Raw genomic sequence first — 26131 nt, forward strand, 5'->3', positions numbered from 1 at the left:
TTTTTGATGCTTTCTTAAGTGATGGCGGACGTCAGCGACCGACTCAGTCGTTCCATGACTAGTTATCGAGCCAAAGTCTCGATAACTCCGCTTCCTATAACTGCTTCTGCAGTTATAGGAATATCATCACGGCGAAAGCATCGCTGTTGGGCAGAGAGAACTGTCGAATCGTGAGCAATTCGAACAAGTGCAAATAGATTCAGGATGAGCCCTACCACGACGAAAAATATCGCCTGCTCTGTGCAGAGCGTGTTTCATGCATCGATAGATATACACCATTTTTGTAATCTATCACGGCGAAAGCATCGCTGTTGGGCAGAGCGAACCGTCGAATTGTGAGCAACTTCGAACAAGTGCAAATAGATTCAGGATGAGCCCTACCACGACGAAAAATATCGCCTGCTCTAGGCAGAGCGTGTTTCATGCATTGATAGATATACACCAATTTTGTAATCTATCACGCTGAAAGCATCGCTGTTGGGCAGAGCGAACTGTTAGTATCTTACTCTGTTTTCAGCAAGACTGAGCAGATTTAGATAACTGTTACCACGGCGAAAAATATCGTCTACTCTAGGCAGAGCAAAGCTTAAAACTAACAGTCTTATGCTTATCATTTATCTATAAAAGAACGGTCATACCCTTTTGAGAGCATACAAAAGCCCCTGAGGGCAGACCCTAGGGATTTTTTCGTTCTCATATATATGTCATTAGTATAGGTTAAATTGAGTAAAATTGCAAGCACAATATCATTTCACTAACATTTGTAAGTATTTTATGATATTTGATAAAAAGATCGCTCTAAAACCTGCTCATTTTTCACAAACTTATCACAAATGTTCGTAAATTACAACTAAACGTAGCAGAAATTTGTTTTCTGTCCCTATTTATAATAGACTAACACTAACATTAGATGAAAAGGTGACTCTATGACTATAAATCAACTGCTTCAAAAGCTGGAGCCTACCAGCCCTATCCTTCAAGCTAACTTTGGAATTGAACGCGAAAGTCTTCGTGTCGATAGACAGGGAAAATTAGCACATACGCCTCACCCTTCTTGCCTAGGAGCTCGAAGTTTCCACCCTTATATTCAAACAGATTTTTGTGAGTTTCAAATGGAGCTCATCACACCAGTTGCTAAATCCACCACTGAGGCTCGTCGTTTTCTTGGAGCCATTACCGATGTAGCTGGACGTTCCATCAGTAAAGATGAACTTCTCTGGCCCTTGTCCATGCCACCTCGTATCAAGGCCCAAGAAATCCAAGTTGCCCAACTGGAAAATGAATTCGAACGCCATTATCGCAACTACTTGGCCGAAAAATACGGAACCAAACTTCAAGCTATCTCAGGTATCCACTATAATATGGAACTTGGGAAAGATTTGGTTGAGGCTTTATTCAAAGAAAGCGACCAGACTGATATGATTGCTTTCAAGAACGCCCTCTATCTTAAGCTGGCTCAGAACTATTTGCGCTACCGTTGGGTGATTACCTATCTCTTTGGTGCTGCACCTGTTGCTGAGCAAGGTTTCTTCGACCAAGAAGTGCCAGAACCCGTGCGTTCCTTCCGTAACAGTGACCATGGTTATGTCAATAAGGAAGAAATCCAAGTATCCTTTGCAAGCCTCGAAGGTTATGTCTCTGCCATCGAAAACTATATCGAACAAGGAGATTTGATTGCGGAGAAGGAATTTTACTCGGCTGTTCGTTTCCGTGGACAAAAGGTTAATCGCTCCTTCCTCGACAAGGGAATCACCTATCTGGAATTCCGTAACTTCGACCTCAACCCCTTTGAGCGTATCGGTATTAGCCAAACTACCATGGATACCGTACACCTACTCCTGCTAGCCTTCCTCTGGATGGATGCCCCTGAAAATGTCGATCAGGCTCTGGCTCAAGGTCACGCGCTGAATGAAAAAATCGCCCTCTCTCATCCTTTAGAGCCTCTACCATCTGAAGCTGAAACTCAAAACATTACGACGGCTCTGGACCAACTGGTGCAACATTTTGGGCTTGGTGACTATCATCAAGGTCTGGTCAAACAAGTCAAAGATGCCTTTGCTGATCCTAGCCAGACACTAGCTGCTCAACTTCTGCCTCATATCAAAGACAAGTCCCTTGCTGACTTTGCCCTTGACAAGGCTCTTGCCTATCATGATTACGACTGGACTGCCCACTATGCTCTTAAGGGTTATGAGGAGATGGAACTTTCTACTCAGATGCTACTCTTTGATGCCATTCAAAAAGGAATCCATTTTGAAATCCTAGATGAGCAGGATCAATTCCTTAAACTCTGGCATAAAGATCATGTTGAGTACGTCAAAAATGGTAACATGACCTCAAAAGACAACTATGTAGTACCTCTTGCCATGGCTAATAAAACCGTGACCAAAAAAATCCTGGCTGACGCTGGTTTCCCTGTTCCCGCAGGCGACGAATTTACCAGTCTAGAACAAGGTCTAGCCTACTATCCTCTTATCAAGGACAAGCAAATTGTGGTTAAACCAAAATCAACCAACTTCGGTCTGGGTATTTCCATTTTCCAAGAGCCTGCCAGCCTTGATAACTATAAGAAATCCCTCGAGATTGCCTTTGCAGAAGATACAGCTGTTCTTGTTGAAGAATTTATCCCAGGAACCGAATATCGTTTCTTTATCTTGGATGGACGTTGTGAGGCTGTCCTCCTTCGTGTCGCTGCCAATGTTGTCGGTGATGGCAAACACACCATTCGTGAATTGGTCGCTCAGAAAAATGCCAATCCATTGCGAGGACGTGATCACCGCTCACCACTTGAAATCATTGCGCTAGGAGACATCGAACAATTGATGTTAACGCAACAGGGTTATACCCCTGATGATATTCTCCCAGAAGGGAAAAAGGTCAATCTACGTCGTAACTCAAACATTTCTACGGGTGGTGACTCTATTGATGTCACTGAGACCATGGATTCCTCTTACCAAGAATTAGCTGCAGCTATGGCAACTAGTATGGGCGCTTGGGCTTGTGGGGTTGACCTCATTATTCCAGATGAAACCCAACCTGCTAGCAAGGAAAACCCTCATTGCACCTGCATCGAGCTCAACTTTAACCCCTCTATGTATATGCACACCTACTGTGCTGAAGGACCTGGACAAGCTATCACTCCTAAAATCTTAGACAAGCTTTTTCCAGAAGTTGCCACAAATCACAACTAAAACTTAAATCTTAGGAGCAAACAAATCACCTTTATCTCGAGATAAAGGTGATTTTGCTTTATTAACCAAACTCTCCTGCTTCTTCCTCAGGATGAGTTTCCATGTACTGGATGTGTTGTATATAGGCATCTTGAGCCTGATTGAAGGCTTCCTGATCACTATAAGGATAATCTATGTAAAAGAGGTCCCGCCAGCCATTAAAGGTCTGACTATTGTAAAAACCTTGAATCTTTGTAGGAAGAAACTCTTTGTTGTAGCTAATCCGCAACTTGAGTAGAGTCTTATCCTGAAACTGAGTGATGATACTGTTGGAGGTTTCTTGGCCTTCCAAACTAGTCCAAACTTTGTTCAGAACAATGTCCTGACTATAGTGGTTAGCCTTGATGCGATTTTTGTCCACTGGGAGCTTCTGGGTAGCCTCTAAAAGGTAGGACACCTCTCCTTGAAAATAAGCCTCAATGGTTAAATCCCCAAGACTTGAGCCATATAATAGGCCATCCTTAATAGCAATGTTTGATCCAAAAAGTCTTTGGCCAGCCACATCAAAGGACATCCCCTCATCCTGCCCGTAGAGCTTGATGGCATAGGCATCCCTTACACGATAGAAATTTTTAGCGACAAGAACACTATCAAGGGTTTCAGTCTTTTTTGTCTCCACCTTGGGGATTGTAGGTTTCTTGGTAAAAGCTGTCAAACCCATTAAGCACAAGATGAGAGCGAATATAATCAAGGTAAGCATTGTAGACCTGGAGCCGGTCTTCAGCTTTAACTTGTTTCCATGTTTCAAGGTCTTTCAAGCCTCCTTTTTTAACAATATCAGCATAGCGCCCACCGTTTAAGACATTCTTGGGATTTTTCCACTTCCTAACCATCTTGCGTCTAATCGCATTGTCAGCAGGATGACGAACGTCAAGATAGGTATGGCTATTATTGAGATAGGCTGGTAGGTCAGCATTCAAGCCCTTAGACAGCCCATAGTTAGCAGAGTCCGTATCGGCAATGTCAGCACCGTCTTCAATCTTATAATGCTTAGGATTAGAGTCGATGCTACCGTCTTTCCTTTTCTTGTAGACATTCCACTCAGAAACAAATCTCCCCGTATCCATATTGACAATAAACTCAATAAAACGGGAATTGCTAACTCCGTAAGGACCCATGACACTGGTCTGAGGTAGCTGAATTTTCATGTTCTGCGGATAGGTAAAGTCTCCCAAGCTTCGATTATGGTAGGAGGCACCTGTCGTGAAATCCAGATGAATCTTCTTGTCCTTACTATAGGCCAGAAGTTTGTCTAAATCTGTCTTGCCCTTGTAGTTGGTCCTAATATAGTCCATAGACTGCTTATCAATCCAAGACCTAAAAAGATGAAGCTTGATACCTAAGTCATCCACCCCAAGCCCTAGATCCGTCTGATAGGTCTCCATAATAGCCTCACGGAAGTAACTATAAAAAGGACTGGTTGGCTCTAGCTTCTTAGAAAATTTATAACCTGACTTCCCTAACTGGAGGAACTGGTACTTGTCCACATATACCTGCATGTGCTCCATAACCAAATTGAGCTTGTCATGATTAGGGAGTTGAGAAGCTTGGAAAAAGGCCGTATAGGTATCTGAGCCCACTTCCTTACTTTCTTGGTCAATGTCCTGTAAAACCTTATCTAACTGGGTCAAGGAAGTCTTTTTCATCTTGCTTCTGACCTGAGCCACATAGGCCGGTTTAATGCCCTGATCCCAGTGATCACGAGCCATAATAGCATCTGCCTTTTGCGAAATCAAGGTTAAGCGTTTCTGATAAGACTCGTCCTCCAAGGCCAGCTTTAAAGCCTTTGATGGCGTCGCTTGAACCACAGATAAATCACCGTAGATATCTGCCTTTAGGACAAGATTTACCTGCATATCATAGGAATGATTGATATGGAGAACGAGATGAATCTTCCCGTCTTCCTTTCTAACAGATAAAGCATCGAGTTGATAGGATTGGATAACCCCAGCCTGACTAAGTGCCAGTCTATCTATATTTTCCAAAGAATCCTGATAAATATAGGAAATCTCAGGGTCTTTGACCTTCTTTACCAAAGAGTGATTTCGCTGTCGATTGAAAACCACAAGACCAAGTATGAGGATTACAGCCAGGGCACTTGCCAGATACTGTAAAATTACTTTCTTCATAGTACTTCCATTATAGCATAGGAGGACAAAATATTCTGAAAACAATTGGCAAACGTTGAAAACAAATGAAAAAACAGGCCGACTAAGACCTGTTTGAATGGATTGTTTATAAATCGCTCAAGCGACGATGTTTGATACTAAAATCAAAATAAGCATTTTCCTGAAGTTTGTGGAATATGTCTCTGTAGGCTTTTTCGTCAAAGTGATCGCCACGATAGAGAATCTCAAAGCTCAAGCCCTCATATTCCAAAAAGGCATTGGAAGTCTTAAAACCATTACGCTTATAGAAATCCCAACGCGCTGCACGTTGGTCAGGATTATCGTTAGGTTCATCCAAGCGCTCTACCTCCAAGACCATAGAACGAGATGGTCCATAAAAGTCTACCAGTTTATCAATAATCTCACTTCCGTAGCCATGACTCCGCATCTGAGGTACGATGGCGAAGAAACTCACATAAAAAACTTTGGCATTGTAGAGAACTGAGGCAAATCCAACAAAATCATCCTCGTCATAAAAGGCAAAGAAATGATAATCATCACGACCATCCAATTTTAAGAAGTCACTTAATGGAATACGTTCTTCTTCTGGAAAAGCCTCGTTATTTAAGCGCTCTACTCTATCTAATTCTGGAAACTCTTTGGTAATTAATTGGCTGCGTAAAGCCATAAATTTCCCCCCTTTTTGATGCTTATACCTATAGGTCATTATAACATCTTGATAAGCAAGTGCAAGTTTCAAGGGCAAAGATAGATCTGCGGGTAAACTCCTACTGCCATGTATAAATGCTACTTGGATTTCTACGTCACCTCTCTTCGTAAGAAATAAAAGACAACGACCATTTCTAGTCGTTATCTTTTTTTGTGATTCATAAGCTATCGCCTATTTTTTCAATTCCCAAATTTCTTTAGCATACTCTGTAATCGTATCATCTGAAGTGAATTTATGAGATTTAGCAATATTAGCCAAGCTCATACGTGCCCACTTGTCATGATCACGATAAAGCGCATCGATTTTCTCTTGAGCTTCTACATAAGCAGCGAAGTCTTCCAAGAGGAAGTACTCATCGTTGTGGGTGATGAGGGCTTCGTAAATTTCAGTACCTTCAGCTTGAGCATTTGGAATCGTACCGTTAACAAAGGTATCAACGACACGACGAATGACTGGGTTATTTTCATAAACTGCACGAGAGTAGTAATCGTGACGTGCATAGTGTTCATAAACTTCGTCCTTGTCCATACCAAAGATGACAACATTCTCATCGCCTACTTCGTCCTTGATTTCAATGTTGGCACCGTCAAGTGTTGCCAAGGTAATAGCACCAGTCATCATGAATTTCATGTTTGATGTACCAGATGCCTCTTTAGAAGCCAATGAGATTTGCTCAGAGACATCTGCTGCTGGAATGATAAGTTCCGCAAGGCTGACACGGTAGTTTTCAAGGAAGACCACTTTAAGTTTTCCTTGAAGGCTTTCATCATTGTTAACAAGGTTGGCAACTTCGTTGATGAGTTTGATAACAGATTTAGCAAAGTGATAACCAGGGGCAGCTTTGGCACCAAAGATGAAGACACGAGGTACCATGTCTTTATCTGGATTATCTTTAAGATCCCAATAAAGTTTGATAATGTGAAGAAGGTTAAGCAATTGACGTTTGTAAGCGTGAAGACGTTTCACTTGAACATCAAAGATAGCATCTGTAGACACTTCTACGCCTGTTGTTTCCTTGATGTAGTCTACCAAACGTTGTTTAGCAGTCTTCTTAACTTGATAGAACTGGTTCAAGACTTCCTTGTCATCCAAGTAAGTTGTAAGATTTTCAAGCTCATGGATGTCGTTACGCCAACCGTCACCAATCACGTCATCAATGGCTGCTGAAAGTTCTGGAGCTGCAATTTGTGTCCAACGACGTTGAACGATACCATTTGTCTTGTTATTGAATTTTTCAGGATAAATAGTATAGAAATCGTGAAGGGTATCTTCTTTAAGTAGTTCTGTATGGAGTTTGGCAACCCCGTTGACTGAGTGACCACCAATGATAGCCAAGTTAGCCATGTGGACTTGGTTATCCTTAACGATACGTGTGCGTTCGATAACATCTGCAGCAACGCCACGTCCAGCCATTTCAGCGATGTAACGGTTGTCGATTTCCAAGATGATTTGGTAAACACGTGGAAGGACACGTTTGAAGAGCTGTTGATCCCATTTTTCAAGGGCTTCTTGAAGAATAGTATGGTTAGTGTAGCTCATAGTCTTAACAGTCGCATTCCAAGCATCTTCCCATGAAAGACCATACTCATCAAGGAGGAGACGCATGAATTCAGCTGGTGCAACCGCAGGGTGCGTATCATTGATGTGAACAGATACTTTTTCGTGGATATCTTTCAATGGCAAGCCCATCTTGAGGTAAGATTTGATGATTGTTTGGAGACCGGCACTTGTCATGAAGTACTCTTGAACCAAACGCAATTCTTTACCTTCAATTGTCGAATCATCTGGATAAAGAATAGCAGTAATATCTTTCACACGACGGCGTGCTTCCAAAGTTGGGTAATCCAACTCGTATTCTTCAGGAATTTCAACATCCCAAAGGCGAAGGTTGTTAATCACACCATTTTGGTAACCAATTTGTGGCACATCGTAAGGTACGGCACGAAGGACTTGAGCGTTCTTATAAGTTGGAACAAAACGACCATCTTCATTGCTTTCAAGGACAACATCACCGAAGAGTTTTACATCGACAATATCGTGGTCCTTACGTGTTTCCCAAACATTTCCTGTTGAACCAAACCAACCATCTGGTAGTTCCACTTGGTAACCATCCACAATACGTTGTTTGAAAAGTCCGTAACGGTAACGAAGACCATTACCAAAACCTGGATAACCAGTAGTCGCAAGTGAATCCATGAAGGCAGCAGCCAAACGACCAAGACCACCATTACCAAGTGCCATGTCATGCTCAGCTTCTACAACTTCACGGAAGTCAATATCAAGTTCTGCGAATCCCTCTTTAACAAGGTCAAGAATCCCAAGGTTGAGAAGGTTAGTTTCCAACATACGACCTGGAAGAAATTCAATCGAGAAGTAGTAAGCAATCTTTTCTTGATTGTCTGAAAGTGCATGGTTACGTTCAATCCATGTATTTGTGTAATATTTACGGATCAAACCAGCCAAGGCAGTAAAAATCTCCGTTGGTGTGGCCTTGGCAACTTTAATCAACTGCTCTTGATGGAGAGTATCCTTAAAGTCACGGATGAATTGTTCTTTTGTTAAATTTTCGAGTTGCATAGAAATCCTTTCTTACTACTTCCTTATCTTCAATACACTTCTTACAGGTATCTTTCAGATAAGAGGGAACTGGAAATTTTACTCAAACTTCCAAACCTTGCCAGACAAGATTCGAAACAGACATTTCAAAATCTTTATTTACAAAACTGTCAAAACAGTCAATTATATTATAACATGATTAGAGTTATTCTTCTATTCAGACTTTTAGATGCTTTCTCTATAATCTCTACCAAGCAAAACTTAGGGGCTAAATAATTTTAGAAGCGTTTTCAAACGCTTTACACGAAGATAACTTTTCCCTCGCGAGAAAAGTTATCTTTGGAATTATACTAATTGTTTGTACAAATCAACATATGCCAAACTTGCTGTATCCCATGAGAAGTCACGTGTCATCGCATTGTGTTGGAGTTGTTTCCAAGCATCAGCGTTGTTTTCATAAACATCGAGAGCTTTTTCAAGGGTTTGAACCATCCAGTAACCTGAGAAGTTACCAAATGAGAAGCCTGTACCTGAGCCCGTTACAGGATTGTAAGGTTCAACGGTGTCACGAAGACCACCAACCTCACTAACCACTGGCAAAGTACCATAACGCATAGACATCATTTGTGAGAGCCCACATGGTTCAAAGGCTGAAGGCATAAGGAAAATGTCACAACCAGCATAAATTTGTTGAGCCAACTCTAGGTTGAAAGTAATGTTGGCAGACATTTTTTCTGGGTAAGCATGACCAAACCAAGAGAAAGAATTCTCATAGTCGCTATAACCAGTACCCAAAAGAACAATCTGAACATCATGTTGCAAGATATTGTGAAGTTCGTTAACCACCAAATCGAAACCTTTTTGGTCTGTCAAACGTGACACAATACCAATCAATGGAACGTCTTCTCGAACTGGAAGACCAACACGCTCTTGAAGCGCTGCCTTGTCTTTGGCTTTACCTGACAAATCATCCACTGAGAAATGATAAGGAATGTGAGTATCTGTTTCTGGATCAAGGAGGTCCGTATCGATACCATTAACAATACCAGATAACTTACCAGATTCCATGCGCATGATTTGATCAAGGCCTTTACCAAATTCAGGTGTTTGGATTTCACCAGCATATGATGGTGAAACTGTTGTGACACGGTCTGCGTAAAGAACAGCTGCTTTCATCCAGTTGAGGCAATCATTCCAACGAAGGGTACCATCAGCATAACGCTCGTAACCAACACCGAAAATTTCCCAAAGCATACCACTGTCAAATTGACCTTGGAATTCAATATTATGGATAGTGAAGACTGTCTTAATACCTTGGTAAGCTTGGATCCAATGGTATTTTTCCTTGAGAAGGAATGGAATCATGGCTGTGTGGTAGTCATGAACATGAAGAATATCTGGAATAAAGTCCACTTTTTCCATCAACTCAAGGGCAGCCATTTGGAAGAAACCAAAACGCTCACCATCATCCCACTCACCGTATACCGTACCACGGTTGAAATACTGCTCATTATCAATGAAGAAGAAGGTCACACCATCACGGACAATTTTCTTGATGCCGACATATTGACGACGCCAACCAACATTTGTATAGAAGAAGCCAAGGTCTTCAACCTGATCGCCAAATTTAGCCGAAACCACATCATAATAAGGGAGAATTACGGCAACTTCGTGACCATTTTTAACAAGAGATTTAGGAAGGGCACCGATAACGTCACCTAGGCCACCTGTTTTAGCGAAAGGCGCACCTTCAGCTGCTACAAATAAAATTTTCATCGTACAATATCCTCTGTTACAACGCTACCTTTTTTGATGACAACTGGGTTGTTTTCTGTACCGCGAATAGTAACACCTTCAGCAATTTCAACACCTTTATCCACAATCGCATACTCAACTGTAGCGCCTTTAGCAACTTTAACACGTGGGAAGAGAACTGAGTGGCTCACGCTTGAACCCTCTGCCAAATCTACATTACGTGAAACCACTGAGTGTTCCACTTTACCACGTACAATAGAACCAGATGCAAACTGAGACACTTTAACTTCAGAAGAAGTTGCATAGTATGTTGGCTCTTCATTTTTTACTTTTGTATAAACTTTTTGGTTTGGTGCAAAAAGTGAATAGAATTTTTGTGATTCCAACATATCCAAGTTAGCATCAAAGTACGCTTTCACTGAGTGGATATTTGAAAGGTAACCAGTGTACTCGTAAGCAAAAGCATTTTCAGCAACTGCCAAATCACGAAGTACATAACGAAGCTTACGTGGTTCTTCTTTAGCTGCTTCTTCTTCCAATTTTTCAATCAAGAATGGTGTATCCACAACAAAGATATCTGTAGACATATTGTAAACTTCTTTATCTCCACCCTGGAAGAGTTCATGGCCAAGCACTTTGTCAGATTCATCAATTTCCAAAATGCTGTTTACATCTGAAATGAGTTCTTTCGGAAGTTTTTTGTAGACAACAGTAACTTTTCGCTCTGTTGTATTGTGAAGGTGGAAAACTTGGTTAAGATCAATATTGACCAAAACATCACTGTTAAGCGCTACCGTTTGGTCTGACCCTGAACGTTTAAGGTAAGTCAAAATTTGACGATAGTATTCTTCATCAACCGTTGAACTTTCAACTGGAGTGTTATAAATACCAAGGTAGTAGTGGCTGAGGAGTGTTGACAAGCCCCACTCACGACCTGAACGAATGTGGTCGAAAACAGAACTGATGTTTTCATTTTGGAAGATACCAAAGACGCTACGGATACCAGCGTTAGCCAAGTTAGACAATGGGAAGTCGATGAGGCGATATTTTCCACCAAATGGTAGGCTGGCAATAGGACGGTGCTCAGTCAAACCATCCATGTCATGGAATCCTACGGTATTTCCTAGAATTGCAGAATATTTATCAATCTTCATCTTTTGGTACCCCCACTACTTCATTGTATCCTACGACTTGCACTTCTTCTGTACCGTCAATTTCCACGCCATCAGAAATGTGTGCCCCTTCACCGATAATCGCACGTTTAATTTTTGCACCTTTACCGATAACTGCACCACTCATAATCACTGAATCTTCAACGACCGCACCTTCACGGATTTGGGCACTTGTTGAGAGCACTGAATGTTTAACAGTTCCATCAACCAAACAGCCATCAACAACGAGTGAGTCTTCAATTTCAGCATGTTCACCAAAGAAGTTTGGTGGAGCAATCATGTTACGTGAATAAATTTTCCATTGACGGTTACGGCTATCCAAGGCATTTTCAGGAGAGATATACTCCATATTTGCTTCCCAAAGGGATTCGATAGTACCTACGTCTTTCCAGTAGCCTTCAAATTCATAAGCATAGACGCTTTCACCTGTTTCAAGATAGGCAGGAATAACGTTCTTACCAAAGTCAGACATATCAACGGCACTCTTTTCAGCTGAAACCAACATATTGCGAAGACGTTTCCAGTCAAAGATGTAAATACCCATTGATGCCTTAGTAGATTTAGGATTTTCAGGTTTTTCTTCGAACTCGACAATACGGTTATTAGCGTCTGTGTTCATGATACCGAAACGGCTAGCTTCCTTAAGTGGCACATCAAGAACTGCTACAGTAAGACTCGCGTTGTTGTCTTTGTGTGCTTGGAGCATGTCATCATAGTCCATCTTATAAATATGGTCACCAGACAAGATTAAAACGTATTCAGGATTGATGCTGTCGATATAGTCAATGTTTTGGTAAATAGCGTGGCTGGTACCTTCGAACCAACGATTACCTTCACTAGCTGAGTAAGGTTGAAGAATTGATACACCAGAGTTAACACCATCCAAGCCCCAACTTGAACCATTTCCGATATGGTTGTTCAAAGCAAGTGGTTGATACTGTGTAATGACACCAACATTGTTAATCCCTGAATTGGCACAGTTTGACAAACCAAAGTCAATGATACGGTAGCGTCCACCAAACTGAACGGCTGGTTTGGCAATACTTTGGGTCAATTTTCCAAGACGAGTTCCTTGCCCACCAGCAAGGATCAAAGCCAACATTTCATTTTTCATGAATAGTCCCCCTCATGATTTTTAGTTTCATCCCAAAAAGGATGACGAGATAATCAGTCGAAACTGATTATGACAATTAAAGTAAGTTTTTCACTAATAGTAACAGTTCGAAAATCAAAAGCATCTTAGAATTGTGATTTTCTATCTATCACCCCGAAAAACAAATCGTGTACACGTTTAAGTCTACCCTTTATTTCAAACGACGTTTTACACGCCAGATACTTGCTCCTAGAGCAGGTAGGGTGAAGCTAAGGGTATTTTCATAGTCCTTCCACTTCGCTTTTTGGGTACGGGTTTCAGGATTTCCTTCTTTCCAAACGCCACCGAATTCTTCCATCTCAGTGTTAAGCACTTCTTGGTAGATACCAGCTACTGGCAATCCAATAGTGAAGTTTTGACGTTCCACTGGAGCTAGGTTGAAGACACAGACGAGGAAGTCACCCTTATCGCCTTTATCATCTTTACGAATGAAGGAAAGAACACTTTCAGCACGGTTATCCGCATCGATAATCTCAATACCATCGTAAGAATCATCAATCTGCCAGAGAGATTTATGGTCCTTGTAGAAAGCATTCATATGGCTAGTAAAGGCCTGCATCTTCTGGTTCATCTCATCTTCAAGATTACCCCATTCGAGTTGATAATCAAACTTCCACTCCAAGAATTGACCAAACTCAGAACCCATAAAGAGCAATTTCTTACCTGGGTGACAGAGTTGGTAAGCATAGAGGTTACGAAGACCAGCAAATTGATTATAGCGGTCACCCCACATCTTATGCATCATACTCTTCTTACCATGAACCACTTCATCATGTGAGAAAGGTAGAACATAGTTTTCATTGAAGCAATACATGAAACTGAAGGTCATCAGATTGAAGTCATACTGACGGTAAACTGGATCTTCTGCGTAGAATTTGAGGATATCGTTCATCCAACCCATATTCCATTTGAAGTCGAAACCTAGACCACCTTCTTCAATCGGTTGTGTGATTGGCGTTGCCGCAGTTGATTCTTCCGCAATCATCATGACATCTGGATAACGGTTTTTAATTTCACGATTGAGCTTTTGAAGGAAGCCGTAACCTTCCAAGTTACGATTACCACCATCCTTATTAGGCATCCATGGACCCTCATCATAGTCCAAATAGAGCATGTTAGATACCGCATCCACTCGGATACCATCGATATGATAATTTTCAATCCAGTAAAGAGCACTTGAGATAAGGAAAGACTGAACTTGATTTTTTCCTAAGTCAAAGTTAAGTGCGCCCCAACGATAGTTATGAGCTCGATCATGATCCTGATATTCGAAAGTTGGTGTACCATCGAAGTAGGCCAAAGCATCGTCATTCTGTGTATAGTGACCTGGGACCCAGTCTACCAAGACACCGATATTATTCTGGTGACATGCTTCTACGAAATCTTGAAATTCTTCTGGTGTGCCATAGGTATGCTCAAAAGCAAAGTAACCCATAAGCTGGTAACCCCAACTCATCCCAAGAGGATGAGCCATGAGTGGCATGAATTCCACGTGGGTATAGTTCATCTCAACCAAATATGGAATCAACTCTTCTTTCAATTCTTTGAAAGTATAAGGTTGACCATCCTCTTTTAGTTTCCAAGATGATGCATGAGCTTCATAGATATTAACCGGACGTTTTTGGAAACCAAAGCGTTTACGACGACCCATCCAAAGGCCATCCTTCCACTTCTTAGTTTTCTTCTTACGAATCACAGCTCCTGTTCCAGGACGAGGCTCTAAGTAAGTCGCAAAAGGATCCATCTTTTCGACGACTTGACCTCCCTTACGTTTCACCAAGAACTTATAGAGTTGTCCTTCTTGAGGGAGAGCTGAAGTCGCCTCCCAAACACCGATATGGTTTTTGGTCATATCCAGAGGTTCATCAAACCAACCTGTGAAATCTCCAATTACCTGAATCTGCTCAGCATGAGGGGCCCACACACGGAAGACAAATCCTTCTTCTCCCTCTAATTCATGCACACCCAGATAATTCTGAAGGTGGAAGTTCTCACCTGTTCCAAACGTGTACATGGCTTCATCGAGATTCATACCATCACTCCTTCCTTAAATTAGCCTTGATAGATTTAACTATCAAGAAATTAAAACATTGAAATATATGTAAATACACTAGAAAACCCTTCAGACCGATAGGGCTTACAAGTAAACAAAACCACTTATGTAAGCGTTTACTGTATTATAACATTTTTTGCTATTCTTGTCAGTAAATCTCCAAATCTTTTTTCATATTGTTGAATACCAAAGTTTCACGTAATTTTCCTGAGATGTGCAATTCAACAATACCTGAATCGTACTCCGCTTTTGCGACATAGAGATTATCGTAAATATCTGCATAAGAACGATATGACAATTCTGGTACGGTTTGCTTACGCTCAATTAATTTAGCAACTTTAGCAACCAAGTCTTTCTTAAGAGTCACTTGATTCCAATCCACCCTATTAACCTCATCAGGGGCATTGTAGCTATTCATAGCACGCTTGACATCCGCTTCCGTGTAATTGCCATCTTCGCCTGTGGCAACCATCTTAGTGCGCTGGAATTCTTGTCCCAATTGCATGAAACACATCCCCTGCATAGTCAGATTGAGGGCATTTGCCAAGTAGATACGTTTCTCAATATCCTCTGGCGAATCATGTGGATGCAAATGGTGCATCAAATCATTCAAATTGTAGTTGTCATGCGCTTCGATATAGTTAAGGACCTGACCTGGCATGAGGTAGTTTACAAAACCACGGCTACCAAGCAGACTCTTGGCAATCTGGTCTTCCAATGGTGCTCCAGACACATAGCCATTGCTGATATGTCCATAGACCTCTGCTCCCTTAACCGCATCACGCGCATTGTCATTGAAAAATCCGATTCTAGGCATCAAGGCTGCATTATCCTTCTTGGCCTTTTGGTCTACAGGAAGTCCAATTCCCATATCCCATCCTTCACCATAAAGAAGAATCCTAGGATCAATATCATCCATGGCTGAACGAATAGCATTCATCGTAGCAACATCATGTAAGCCCATAAGGTCAAAACGGAAACCATCCACTCCAAATTCTTCAGCCCAATAGGTCAAAGAATCAATCATATACTTACGGTACATTTCCTTTTCACTGGCTGTCTCATTTCCACAGCCTGATCCATCTTGGAAAGACCCATTGTCATGCATACGGTAGTAATAAGCCGGCACAGATAGTTGGAAAGGAGAGCTGTAAGATGAGTAAGTATGGTTATAAACCACATCCATGATAACCCCTATTCCTGCCTCATGGTAGGCCTGAATCATTTTCTTAAGCTCTAAAATTGGTGCCACGGGATTCTTTTGATCAGCAGCAAACTGACGATCCGGAACATTGTAATTTTCAGGATCGTACCCCCAGTTGCAGAGAAGCTTCCCACCTTTATCGTAGGTTTTATGGTGATCAAAGACCGGTTGCAGTTGGACATAGTTGTAGCCCATACGTTTGAGGTAATCAAAACAAGTCACATCTCCATGGGCATTTCTAGTCCCTTTCTGACAAGCACCTAGATAGGTTCCTCTATAGGACTTCTTAACCCCAGACGTCTCTGAAATCGAGAAGTCACGGAGGTGCATTTCACAGATTACGGATGAGCAAGCATTTGCCTTACGCCAGCTCGCTTTTTGCTTAGTAACCTTTTCATACCCTCTTGGGACAAGTCTCTTAGGATTGACCACCAAACTTTTTTTATTATCTAAGCTAAGGGCAATACTGTAGGGGTCTCTCGTATCCTGATAGAAGCTCTCCTCATGGTACACACGAAATTGGTAGGCTACCCCATCTAAGTCCTTTTTGACAGTGGCACTCCAAACACCGTGAGTATTCATCTCATGACGGTCCTTATTGATACTGGTTCCTCGGCTCATCTTAATGATCTTAGGGTTTTTACTGCCCTTTTTAAAAAGCAAGAGCTGCACACGACGAGCTATAGGTGACCAAAGGCGAAACTCTGTAGCCCCTTTTTCATACTTATGACCTAACCATCCTTGAAAGCCCCACTTCTGGTCAAATTCCTGTCTTCGGAGAGCCATATCAAAGGCATGCTGGTCGCGACCTTCGAAACTATGGCTAGTCAAGGCTGCCTGTTTAGAATAATAAACAGTTGGATCACCTTCAACTATCCAAATAGCATTGGGAGCATCCCCTAGGAAGCGTCGGACACGGTAATCATGTGTTTGCCTCGACCAGTCTTCCGTTTTGACCAAAAGATTGACAGAATCAATAAAACGATTGGAGGGAGAAGTAACCTGACCAACAAGGCCAAAATCATCTTCACGTGAAAAATGGGCTTCTTCGCCCCAATAACCATCTAGCCACTTCCACATACTGTATCTGGAATAGTCGCCATGCATACTATGAAAATGAACGGTTAATAAATTGTCCATTTTTTACTCCTTAGTTTTTATTACTCACTTTTTCTCCTATTATAGCAGAAAATGTTCGTTTTGTAAGCGTTCTTATGGAATATTTTGCAATTTTTTGGTCTATTTTGAACATAAAAAAAGAATGAGAAAATAAATGGCAAAACACTCATTTTTCTCATTTCTTTTGTCGATTTTAATTCCTTTAGAACTAGGCTTGAGACTCTTTCCAGTCCATTATTCTTGAGTCATCAAAACCTTACGTGGTTTGGTACCTTCAGCTGGTCCGATAACGCCTGCTTCTTCCAACTCTTCCATCAAACGAGTGGCTCGGTTGAAACCAACTGACAGACGACGTTGAATCATGGAAGCACTTGCTTTTTGTGTTTCAAGGACCAAAGCCTTGGCCTCTTCAAAGAGTGGGTCACCTTCTGAGCTACCACCATTGGCAGAGGAACCTCCACCAAAATCATTTTCAGAAACTTCACCAGGATCAAAGCTCTCATCATAGTCAGCTGAAGCCTGATCCTTGATAAAGGTCACAATACGTTCCACGTCATCATCAGAGATGAAGGAACCTTGTAGACGAACAGGGTGGTTCTCATCAATCGGTTTGAAAAGCATATCCCCACGTCCGAGTAGCTTTTCTGCCCCATTTTCATCTAAAATGGTACGACTATCTGTTCCTGAAGACACCGCAAAGGCCACACGAGATGGCACATTGGCCTTAATCAAACCAGAGATAACATCAACCGACGGACGTTGAGTGGCGAGAATCATGTGAATTCCCGCAGCACGCGCTTTTTGTCCCAGACGAATGATGGCATCTTCCACTTCCTTACTGGCTACCATCATCAAGTCAGCCAACTCATCAACGATAACCACAATTAAAGGCAAGGGAATCTGTTTTTCTTGCGACTGGGCATTCCAGTCTTCAACCTTGGCATTGTAGCCAGCAATGTTACGCACACCAAACTTACTAAAGAGTTCGTAACGATTTTCCATCTCATCTACCACTTTTTGAAGAGCCTTAGCGGCCTTACGTGGGTTAGTCACTACAGGGATAAGGAGATGAGGAATATCATTGTAAACCGAAAGTTCAACCATCTTCGGATCGACCATGAGGAACTTAACCTGATCTGGACGAGCCTTCATAAGAATACTAGAGATGATACCGTTAACCGCAACCGATTTACCAGAACCTGTTGATCCAGCGACTAGCAAGTGAGGCATCCGACCCAAATCAAAGCTACGAGCCGAACCGTCAACCGCCTTACCGAGAGGAACTTCCAAGAGCTTATTAGGATCCGTCTTGGACTGTTCCCAAAGTTCACGGAAAGAAACCGTCGCAATCTCTGAGTTAGGCACTTCGATACCAACCAAAGATTTTCCAGGAATGGGTGCCTCAATACGAACATCTTTCGCAGCTAGAGCCAGAGCTAAGTCATCAGCTAAATTTGAAATGCGATTGACACGGACCCCAACAGCAGGCTTGACCTCATACTTGGTCACTGACGGCCCAATTTCAGCCCGCTCAACCTTGACATCAATATTGAAACTCTTGAAGGTATCTTCTAAGATTCGAATATTCTTACGAACGATGTTCTTCTCTTTAGATTGACTCTTAGGCTTATCAGGTGCAAAGAGATCTATATGAGGTAATTTATACTGCAGGAGTTCCTTAGGCGTGAAATCAACCTCGACAGGAGCATCATCTCCCTCAACCACCATAGATGGCGGAAACTCCTCGCTTGGCACATCCTCTGGATAAGGTGCATAATCTTCTTGGAAATCCTCATAATCCTCTGGAGGCAGATTATCATAGTAGTCCTCAGAGGCATAATCACTGATTTCAGGTTCAGGTGCAAAAATCTCAGCTTCTTGTGGCAAGGCCTCTGCGGCATCATCTAAGATTTCTCCCGTCTCCTCGTCGACAGTTAAATCAGCCAGACGCTCGGCTTCGGCACGTTCTTCTGCTTCACGTTCTTTCTGAGCCTGACGTTCTGCCTTCTTCTCCTGACGCTGAGCCGTCCGTTCCAAACGCTTTTCAGCCCCTTTCTGCCAAGCTTCCTTAGCATACTCCATGATATCCAAGACATCCCAAGGGCTAAGAATGAAAGCACCCAGGAGAATGATCAATACACCAATCATGAAGCTACCGATATTTGAAAAGAGGAAAGAAATAGGCTGATACAAAAGAGCCCCTAGCATACCACCACCCGCAAAACGAGCGACTTGCACACTCACAAGTTCCCCAAAAAGCAAGTCCTTGGTACCAGGGAAAATATCCAGACCACTCATGCGTTCTAGACTAAAGAGATAGGCGTGAAACTCCAACAAGAGCCCCGCAAAGACCATCCAAAATCCTGTGACATAGTTACTGTGTTTACGTAACCATTTAAAGCCAAAGAGATAAACATAGATAGCAAAAATTAAAGGGTAAGCCATACTCCCCACAAATACTCGAAAGATATTATAGAGGGTAACCCCAAAGAAACCCAATCGAAAGACTGGGAAAATTAAGACAAAGGCAAAAAAGAAGGTCCATAGCATTCGCTTAATCGCCTTCTGTCTGTCTAATTCTGCTTTTGTAAGACGCTTCTTACCGTTCTTAGAAGCCGCCCCTTTTTTCGTTTTTTTCGTTGTAGCCATAGGTGTATTATACCACGTTTTTAGACATGAAAAAAGAGAGACAAGTCTCTCCTTAGATTAAAGACAAAGTCTTCTTTTGACATTATTCTTCAATTAACGATGTTGAGTGAACCGGACGATTCTTACCATCTGGATCAATATATTGAATAGCTTGGTTGATAGCGATAGGAGCTTCACCCATTCCCACAGCAATCAAGTCAATCTTACCTTCATATTCTGCTGCATCACCAATAGCATAAACACCTTCTTGTGAAGTTTCAAACTGTGCATTAACCGTAACGCTAGAGCGTTTGAAGTCAATATTCCAGTTACGAAGGTTTTTATTGTTGGTTGAGAAGCCAAAGCTAACAATAAGGGCATCAAGCGGCAATTCCACAACTTCATCTGACTTCACTTTTTGAACAGTCAAACTTTTGGCAAAACCATTTTCACCCTTGATTTCAAGGGGTACATAAGGCGTCATCACATTAACTGATGATTGATGAAGAAGCTCTACACTATGCTCATGGGCACGAAAAGCATCACGGCGGTGAATCAAGGTCACACTTTCAGCAATGCCATCCAAGTGATTGGCCCAGTCAACAGCTGAATCGCCACCCCCAGCAATCACAACCTTCTTGCCAGCAAACTGGTCCAGGCTATGCACATTATAGAACAAGTTATTATCCGCATAATCTTCTTCATTGTCCACACCTAAAGGACGTGGAGCGAAGGCACCATTTCCACAGGCAATGACGATAGCCTTAGACAAGTGTTGGCCCTTGCTAGTAGTAATTGTGAAAATACCATCTGTCTTTTCAAAGGTTTGAACTTCCTCTTTCAAATGAATGCTGACACGGTCTTCAAAACGCTTAAGCTGAGTCAAGAGGTTTTCTGTCAATTCCGCACCTGTTGTTTGAGGAAAGGCAGGGATATCATAGATTTTCTTCTCAGGGTAGAGAATGGCAGGCTGTCCACCAAGCTCTGACAGACTCTCAATAATATTAACAGTCATGCCACGTAGACCGGCATAAAAGGTAGCCCAAAGTCCTACTGGTCCACCACCGATAATGGTAATATCATAAATCTTTTCTTCTGACATTTTATTTTCCTTCTGCTTTTATCTCTTCTAAAATCTGACGTTCTTCATCCGTAAAGTCATAGTTTTCCAAAAGATCTGGTCGACGCTCCCAGGTCTTACGCAAACTCTGCTCCATACGCCAACGTCGAATATTGACATGGTGGCCTGACAAGAGCACATCTGGCACCTTCATGCCGCGAAACTCAGCTGGGCGAGTGTACTGTGGAAATTCCAAAAGCCCTGATGAGAAACTATCGTCCTTATGACTAGCTTCCTTACCCAAAACCTCAGGAATCAAGCGAACAGTAGCATCTACAATAGTCATAGCAGCCAGCTCTCCCCCAGTCAAGACAAAGTCTCCCAAGGAAATCTCGTCTGTCACCAAAGTTTTGATGCGCTCATCATAGCCCTCATAATGGCCACAGATAAAGACCAATTCCTCTTCCTGCGCCAATTCTTCTGCATAGGCCTGATCAAAGGTACGACCAGCAGGATCTAAGAGAATAACGCGAGGCTTAGTGACATTTAGCTTGTCAAAGGTATCAAAAATTGGCTGGGCACGAAGCAACATGCCTTGTCCGCCACCGTAAGGTTCGTCATCTACATGACGAGCCTTCTCCGCATTTTCACGGAAATTGTGATAGTTGATTTCTAGAAGCCCCTTATCCTTTGCCTTACCAACAATGGAATGCTCTAAGGGAGCAAACATATCTGGAAATAGGGTCAAGATATCAATCTTCATCGTCTAATCCTTCCATGAGCTCAACCTCAATACGGCCAGCTGCGACATCAACATCGAGAACTACAGGTGGGATATATGGCAAGAGCAAGTCTTTCTTGCCTTTACGTTTCACTACCCAAACATCATTAGCACCCGGTTGGAGAATCTCTTTGACCTGACCAATCAAAGTATCACCTTCATAAACATCAAGGCCAATGATTTCATGGTAGTAAAATTCACCGTCATCAAGGGCTGTTAGATTTTCCTCAGCAATCTTAAGACTGCAGCCTTTATACTTCTCTACATCATTGATATGGTAAAGTCCTTTAAACTTAACGATATCAAAGTTCTTATGTTTACGGTGACTCGCAATCTCGACATCCATGATGTAATTATCTTTGTCATCAAAAAGGGCTAGGACACTCTTCTTCTTAAAACGCTCATCCTCAAAATCTGTTACAGACAAAACACGAAGTTCGCCCTGCAAGCCCTGTGTATTCACAATCTTTCCAACGTTATAGTATGTCATTGCATTTCCTTATTATCTGTTTTCTTATTCAAATAAAACCACGACTCGACCAACTGCTTATCATCATATGACAGCCATCACAAAACAAAGTTTTTTCTTCGGGTCGAGGTCTCGTTATTTATGATTTTAAAGTGGTATAAAATGTCTGACCTAGGCCAGTCAACCCCTCTATTTTATCAAAAAGGACACAAAAAAACCAGCTTTCTCTAGCTGGTACTTATAGTCCGTACGGGATTCGAACCCGTGTTACCGCCGTGAAAAGGCGGTGTCTTAACCCCTTGACCAACGGACCATAATCTGTGTCTCTACCCTCAGGTAGAACTGGGGTAGCTGGATTCGAACCAACGCATGAGGGAGTCAAAGTCCCTTGCCTTACCGCTTGGCTATACCCCAAAAGACTCTTATTATTCTACAGAAAAACTAGTAGGCTGTCAACACTTTTTTAAACTTTTTTCAAAAAAAGCAACCGGAAATACCGATTGCTAGGAGTTAGGAGATTTCATCATCTAAGCGAACTTAGATAGATGATATGAGGTCGCTTCAACCTCATATGAAAAAAGAAAAGTTTTAGGATGGTTTAATTATATGTTTTGCTAGAAATAAAGTCAAAGAATTTGACTCGCAAAATCCGAGTTAGGGTTAATAGTTATGATCCCCCTCCCTGACCCCTAGATAACAAACTTAGTTGATAGCTTTATTCATCATCCTGCGAAACCAAATGATGTCTAAAGGCATAAACGACAGCCTGAGTACGGTCATCGACATTAAGTTTTCCAAGGATATTAGACACGTGAGTTTTAACGGTCTTCAATGAAATAAATAGCTCATTAGCAATAGTTTGATTGTCATACCCCTTAGCCAGAAGGGCCAAGATATCACGTTCACGTGCCGTCAAGTCGTCGTGTAGGTCCGGATGACTATCATGGTATTTAATCTTATTGTCCACCTCAGTTTCGATAGCTTCTTCACCACGGTAAACCTTTCGGATACTATTGAGTATCTCTGCCGCACTACTAGTTTTAAGCATATAGCCTTTGGCACCAGCTTCAATGACTGGATAGATTTTTTCATTGTCCAAATAGCTAGTCAAAACCAAAATCTTGGCTTCAGGCCATTCTTTGAGCAATTCCAAAGTCGCTTGAACACCATCTAATTCAGGCATGACAAGGTCCATAACGACGACATCTGGACGCAGTTCCAAGGCAAGATCGACACCCTCTCGACCATTCCCTGCCTCTCCAACGACTTCGACATCTCCTTGGAGATTCAAGAAACTCTTAAGGCCCAAACGGACCATCTCATGGTCATCGACCAAAATCACATTTATCTTATTCGACATTGTCTTCTCCTCTTAATATGGGCACACGAACATCAATAGATGTCCCCTTACCTTTAGCAGATAGGAACTGCACAGTTCCTGCCATTTCATCGACTCGCTCTTGGATATTTTTCAGGCCATAACTCATCTCGTCAGTCGACGCATTTAAATCATAACCAACACCATTATCCAACATTTTCAATTGAATTTCCTGACTATTTTGATAGAGATAAACCTCTATCTGGCTAGCCTTGGCGTGTTTAAGGGTATTAGAGATAAACTCTTGGGCAATCCTAAAGAGATTATTTTCAATACGCTTGGGCACTTTCTTAACCATATCCTTGTAGACGACATGGATATTGGATTTATCGGTTAATTCCTTAAGAATCATCTGCAAGCCTTCTTGCAAGGTCTTGTTCTCAAGCTCTGTCGGACGAAGATGCAAAAGCAAGACACGCATATCATTTTGAGCGTCTGTAAGCATAGCCTCAACCGCCTGGATTTGATTATGCAAATCTTCCTTACTTAGCTGATCCGCCATCTGAGATACACCAGATAAGATCATACTAGCCGCAAAAAGTTCCTGACTAACGGTATCGTGAAGGTCCCGAGCAATACGACCTCTCTCCTTCTTGATAATATCACGACTTTGTAGAGCTTGGGCATTCTCAGTTTTCTGCAAGTCCTTAGTCAATTTACGCATCTTATGAGACAGGCGCATCATATTCTTGTCTAACTCAATATCTCCCTGACGTTTGACTGGTTGATTATTGATAATGCGGCGTAAATCCTGATTGACTGAACGCATACTGTTATCATTGGCAATGGCCCAGAGAATATAAAGCAAAATGAGCAAACTCAGAACCACAAAAAACATGTTAAAAAGGAAGTGGAAGGCCTGAGACAGATTGCCGAAAACCAGTGAAAAGTTGAGGTTAAAGCTATCCATCACTACAAGGGTAACGCCAACCAAAACAACCACCGAGTAAATCAGGATTAAAAATAGGTACTGTTTCTTCATTTGCGACGTACCTCCACTGGTCCAGCTCCCACATTGAGAATCAATTTAACCGTCCGATGAGCATGCTCATACTCTGCCCCCTGCAAGGTCAAACTTTCATAACGAAGGTCGTATTCATCTTCATTAAAGAAGGTGACAGAGCTATAGATTGCTGATATGTTGAGTTTAACGGAAACATCAATTGGTACCAAGATAGTCGTCGGTCCATAGAGTTTCTGCAAAATCACGACATTATCTCGCCCCGAAACAATAACCTGGGTCAAATCAATCACATCTGTCCCAAAAAAACGGATGATATTGATATCGTCAAAGTCATAACGATCACTGACAGGTTCCATACGAGTCCCAATCCACTGATTTCGGACAGCTCGAGGATTCAAATTATCTTCTTTGAATTGGATGAGGGCGTAGCGATTCTTTTTCTTAACCTGTGAAAAATGGTTTATCATGACATAGGCCACACCCACTAGGATAGCAAGCACCACATAGATATTCCACATGGAAACCAGAAAAAGTGAGATCAAACAGATGGTCAAGACAAAATCACTCTTGGACTCCTTGTTAAAAAAGCGAACGGCCAACAAGGTCAATACCAGAATGAAAATAAAACTGGTAATATCATTATTAAAGATGGTGATCAGGCCCAGAGTCAAAAGCAGGGCTTCCACCACTAAGAAAAAATTAAATTTGGTCATAAGGACCTCTCAAATAAAAGTATACAGGCTTCATTCTATCAAATTTTAAGGCAATTGACAAAAAGACCCAGTTTGAGCACCGACTAAGCAAGATAGAAAAGGGGCCGCAGAAAGCAAAAAAAGTGCCTCCATTACAGGAAACACCGTCTTTCATTCAAAAATCTTAATCGTCAGTTTTGTCCATTTTACTATTTACGAGTTGCACCGTACTTCTGATTTCCTCCAGTATGACACGCTGCTCTGCCAACTCCTTCTCAATCTCAGCCAATTTTCTTTCAGTCTGACGACCTGACCGCACAAAAATATTATTGAGAGAGCTTGTTAACAAGCCCAGAGTGGCAATCCCACTAAACATAAGAACGACCGCAACGGCCTTACCTACCAATGTTCGAGGGACGATGTCTCCATAACCTACTGTGGTAACCGTTGCTACAGACCACCAAATAGCATCAATAAAATTATGGTGCTCTACTCGGGCAATGACAGCACTACTGATAAGGATGATAATACTATTAACCGAAAGCAGAAAATAAAAGCCATTTCTGCGATTAATGCGATTGGAAATGTGCTTGAGCTTACTACTCAAACCAATTAAGCGGGAGAGTTTGGCCAAACGAGCAAAGCGTCCCACCCTTGAAAAACGAAGGAAGGTAAAGACTTCATTGTAGGGAATGATAGCCAACAAGTCCAAGACATGCGTTTTAACAAAAATTCGCTTACGAGGTGCCAAGGAGAAACGAATCGCATAATCAATGGCAAAGATGAGCGTTATAGACTGATCTATCACTCTGAAAGGTCGCCTTCCAATTGAAATTAATCCAACCAAATCAAAGATAACCAAGCCAATGGAAATCAGGGCCAGGACCGTCATGACGATATCGTAGGTGATGATATACCTTCTCAGTTTTCTACGGTTTCTCATAGCGTCTCTCCTATATGTGATGTCTTCATTATAAAAGAATCTCTGACCCCTGGCAAGCAGGCTTTTTAAGCTATCGACAAGAACTCTAGATAACAAAAAAAGAGAGATGAAATAACCTCTCTTTTTTTGTTACCTT

19 protein-coding genes and 2 tRNA genes are annotated in these 26131 nt (G+C 41.9%); 1 reads left to right on the forward strand and 20 read right to left on the reverse strand.

Translation table 11 applies throughout. The features are described from left to right. Positions 1-62 precede the first annotated feature (62 nt). Positions 63-218, reverse strand: coding sequence for a hypothetical protein (locus A6J31_RS11520; RefSeq protein ID WP_192573923.1), 156 nt, complete (start codon positions 216-218; stop codon positions 63-65). A gap of 708 nt (positions 219-926) precedes the next feature. Here A6J31_RS11520 and gshAB point away from each other — a divergent pair. Beyond that, positions 927-3191 (forward strand): bifunctional glutamate--cysteine ligase GshA/glutathione synthetase GshB, encoded by a 2265-nt coding sequence (gene gshAB, locus A6J31_RS06225; protein ID WP_080610722.1) that lies wholly within the window; start codon positions 927-929, stop codon positions 3189-3191. A gap of 61 nt (positions 3192-3252) precedes the next feature. Here the strand turns inward: gshAB and A6J31_RS06230 are convergent, their stop codons facing one another. The 19 genes from A6J31_RS06230 to A6J31_RS06320 all read right to left on the reverse strand — a co-directional run bounded on the left by A6J31_RS06230 (position 3253) and on the right by A6J31_RS06320 (position 25995). Further along, on the reverse strand, positions 3253-3849 hold the full coding sequence (locus A6J31_RS06230; RefSeq protein WP_070656597.1) for a hypothetical protein: 597 nt from the start codon (positions 3847-3849) through the stop codon (positions 3253-3255). Further along, entirely contained in the window at positions 3830-5359 is a 1530-nt protein-coding gene (locus tag A6J31_RS06235) for a DUF1310 family protein (protein ID WP_080610723.1), read from the reverse strand. The genes A6J31_RS06230 and A6J31_RS06235 overlap by 20 nt, the downstream gene beginning before the upstream one ends. A gap of 106 nt (positions 5360-5465) precedes the next feature. Next, positions 5466-6026, reverse strand: coding sequence for a GNAT family N-acetyltransferase (locus tag A6J31_RS06240; protein ID WP_080610724.1), 561 nt, complete (start codon positions 6024-6026; stop codon positions 5466-5468). A 213-nt stretch (positions 6027-6239) separates the two neighbouring features. Beyond that, positions 6240-8645 carry a glycogen/starch/alpha-glucan phosphorylase gene (locus A6J31_RS06245; RefSeq protein ID WP_080610725.1) on the reverse strand — a complete coding sequence of 802 codons (2406 nt, stop codon included), beginning with the start codon at positions 8643-8645 and terminating at the stop codon, positions 6240-6242. A 324-nt stretch (positions 8646-8969) separates the two neighbouring features. Beyond that, on the reverse strand, positions 8970-10400 hold the full coding sequence (gene glgA / locus A6J31_RS06250; protein ID WP_060971510.1) for a glycogen synthase GlgA: 1431 nt from the start codon (positions 10398-10400) through the stop codon (positions 8970-8972). Next, positions 10397-11533: a glucose-1-phosphate adenylyltransferase subunit GlgD gene (glgD, locus tag A6J31_RS06255; protein WP_014634804.1), complete on the reverse strand. Its 1137-nt coding sequence runs from the start codon at positions 11531-11533 to the stop codon at positions 10397-10399. The genes glgA and glgD overlap by 4 nt, the downstream gene beginning before the upstream one ends. Next, the gene (locus A6J31_RS06260) at positions 11523-12665 is read right to left on the reverse strand and encodes a glucose-1-phosphate adenylyltransferase (protein ID WP_014634805.1); all 1143 of its coding nucleotides are present in this window, start codon (positions 12663-12665) and stop codon (positions 11523-11525) included. The genes glgD and A6J31_RS06260 overlap by 11 nt, the downstream gene beginning before the upstream one ends. Before the next feature lie 190 nt (positions 12666-12855). Continuing rightward, positions 12856-14736 (reverse strand): 1,4-alpha-glucan branching protein GlgB, encoded by a 1881-nt coding sequence (gene glgB, locus A6J31_RS06265; protein ID WP_080610726.1) that lies wholly within the window; start codon positions 14734-14736, stop codon positions 12856-12858. A gap of 169 nt (positions 14737-14905) precedes the next feature. Further along, positions 14906-17101, reverse strand: coding sequence for a type I pullulanase (pulA, locus tag A6J31_RS06270; RefSeq protein WP_080610727.1), 2196 nt, complete (start codon positions 17099-17101; stop codon positions 14906-14908). A 213-nt stretch (positions 17102-17314) separates the two neighbouring features. Then, positions 17315-19729 (reverse strand): FtsK/SpoIIIE family DNA translocase, encoded by a 2415-nt coding sequence (locus tag A6J31_RS06275; RefSeq protein WP_080610728.1) that lies wholly within the window; start codon positions 19727-19729, stop codon positions 17315-17317. Positions 19730-19811: 82 nt separating this feature from the next. After that, a complete protein-coding gene (locus A6J31_RS06280; protein ID WP_080610729.1) occupies positions 19812-20810 on the reverse strand; it encodes an NAD(P)/FAD-dependent oxidoreductase in 999 nt (332 codons plus the stop codon). A gap of 1 nt (position 20811) precedes the next feature. Continuing rightward, a complete protein-coding gene (gene trmD, locus A6J31_RS06285) occupies positions 20812-21531 on the reverse strand; it encodes a tRNA (guanosine(37)-N1)-methyltransferase TrmD (protein WP_002886864.1) in 720 nt (239 codons plus the stop codon). Continuing rightward, positions 21521-22039, reverse strand: coding sequence for a ribosome maturation factor RimM (gene rimM / locus A6J31_RS06290; RefSeq protein ID WP_070656576.1), 519 nt, complete (start codon positions 22037-22039; stop codon positions 21521-21523). Before rimM ends, trmD begins: the two co-directional genes overlap by 11 nt. Positions 22040-22259: 220 nt before the next feature. Continuing rightward, positions 22260-22331: transfer RNA gene (locus A6J31_RS06295), tRNA-Glu, on the reverse strand. A gap of 29 nt (positions 22332-22360) precedes the next feature. Next, positions 22361-22432: transfer RNA gene (locus A6J31_RS06300), tRNA-Gln, on the reverse strand. Between the two features lie 301 nt (positions 22433-22733). Beyond that, entirely contained in the window at positions 22734-23378 is a 645-nt protein-coding gene (locus A6J31_RS06305) for a response regulator transcription factor (RefSeq protein ID WP_002884791.1), read from the reverse strand. Next, positions 23368-24378: a sensor histidine kinase gene (locus A6J31_RS06310; RefSeq protein WP_045768527.1), complete on the reverse strand. Its 1011-nt coding sequence runs from the start codon at positions 24376-24378 to the stop codon at positions 23368-23370. Before A6J31_RS06310 ends, A6J31_RS06305 begins: the two co-directional genes overlap by 11 nt. After that, complete coding sequence (gene liaF, locus A6J31_RS06315; RefSeq protein WP_013990238.1) at positions 24375-25073, reverse strand: cell wall-active antibiotics response protein LiaF; 699 nt, start codon at positions 25071-25073, stop codon at positions 24375-24377. Before liaF ends, A6J31_RS06310 begins: the two co-directional genes overlap by 4 nt. A 163-nt stretch (positions 25074-25236) precedes the next feature. After that, positions 25237-25995 (reverse strand): potassium channel family protein, encoded by a 759-nt coding sequence (locus A6J31_RS06320; RefSeq protein ID WP_080610730.1) that lies wholly within the window; start codon positions 25993-25995, stop codon positions 25237-25239. Positions 25996-26131 lie beyond the last annotated feature (136 nt).

This window comes from Streptococcus sp. FDAARGOS_192 (assembly GCF_002073815.2).
GTDB classification, from domain to species: Bacteria; Bacillota; Bacilli; order Lactobacillales; family Streptococcaceae; genus Streptococcus; species Streptococcus salivarius_H.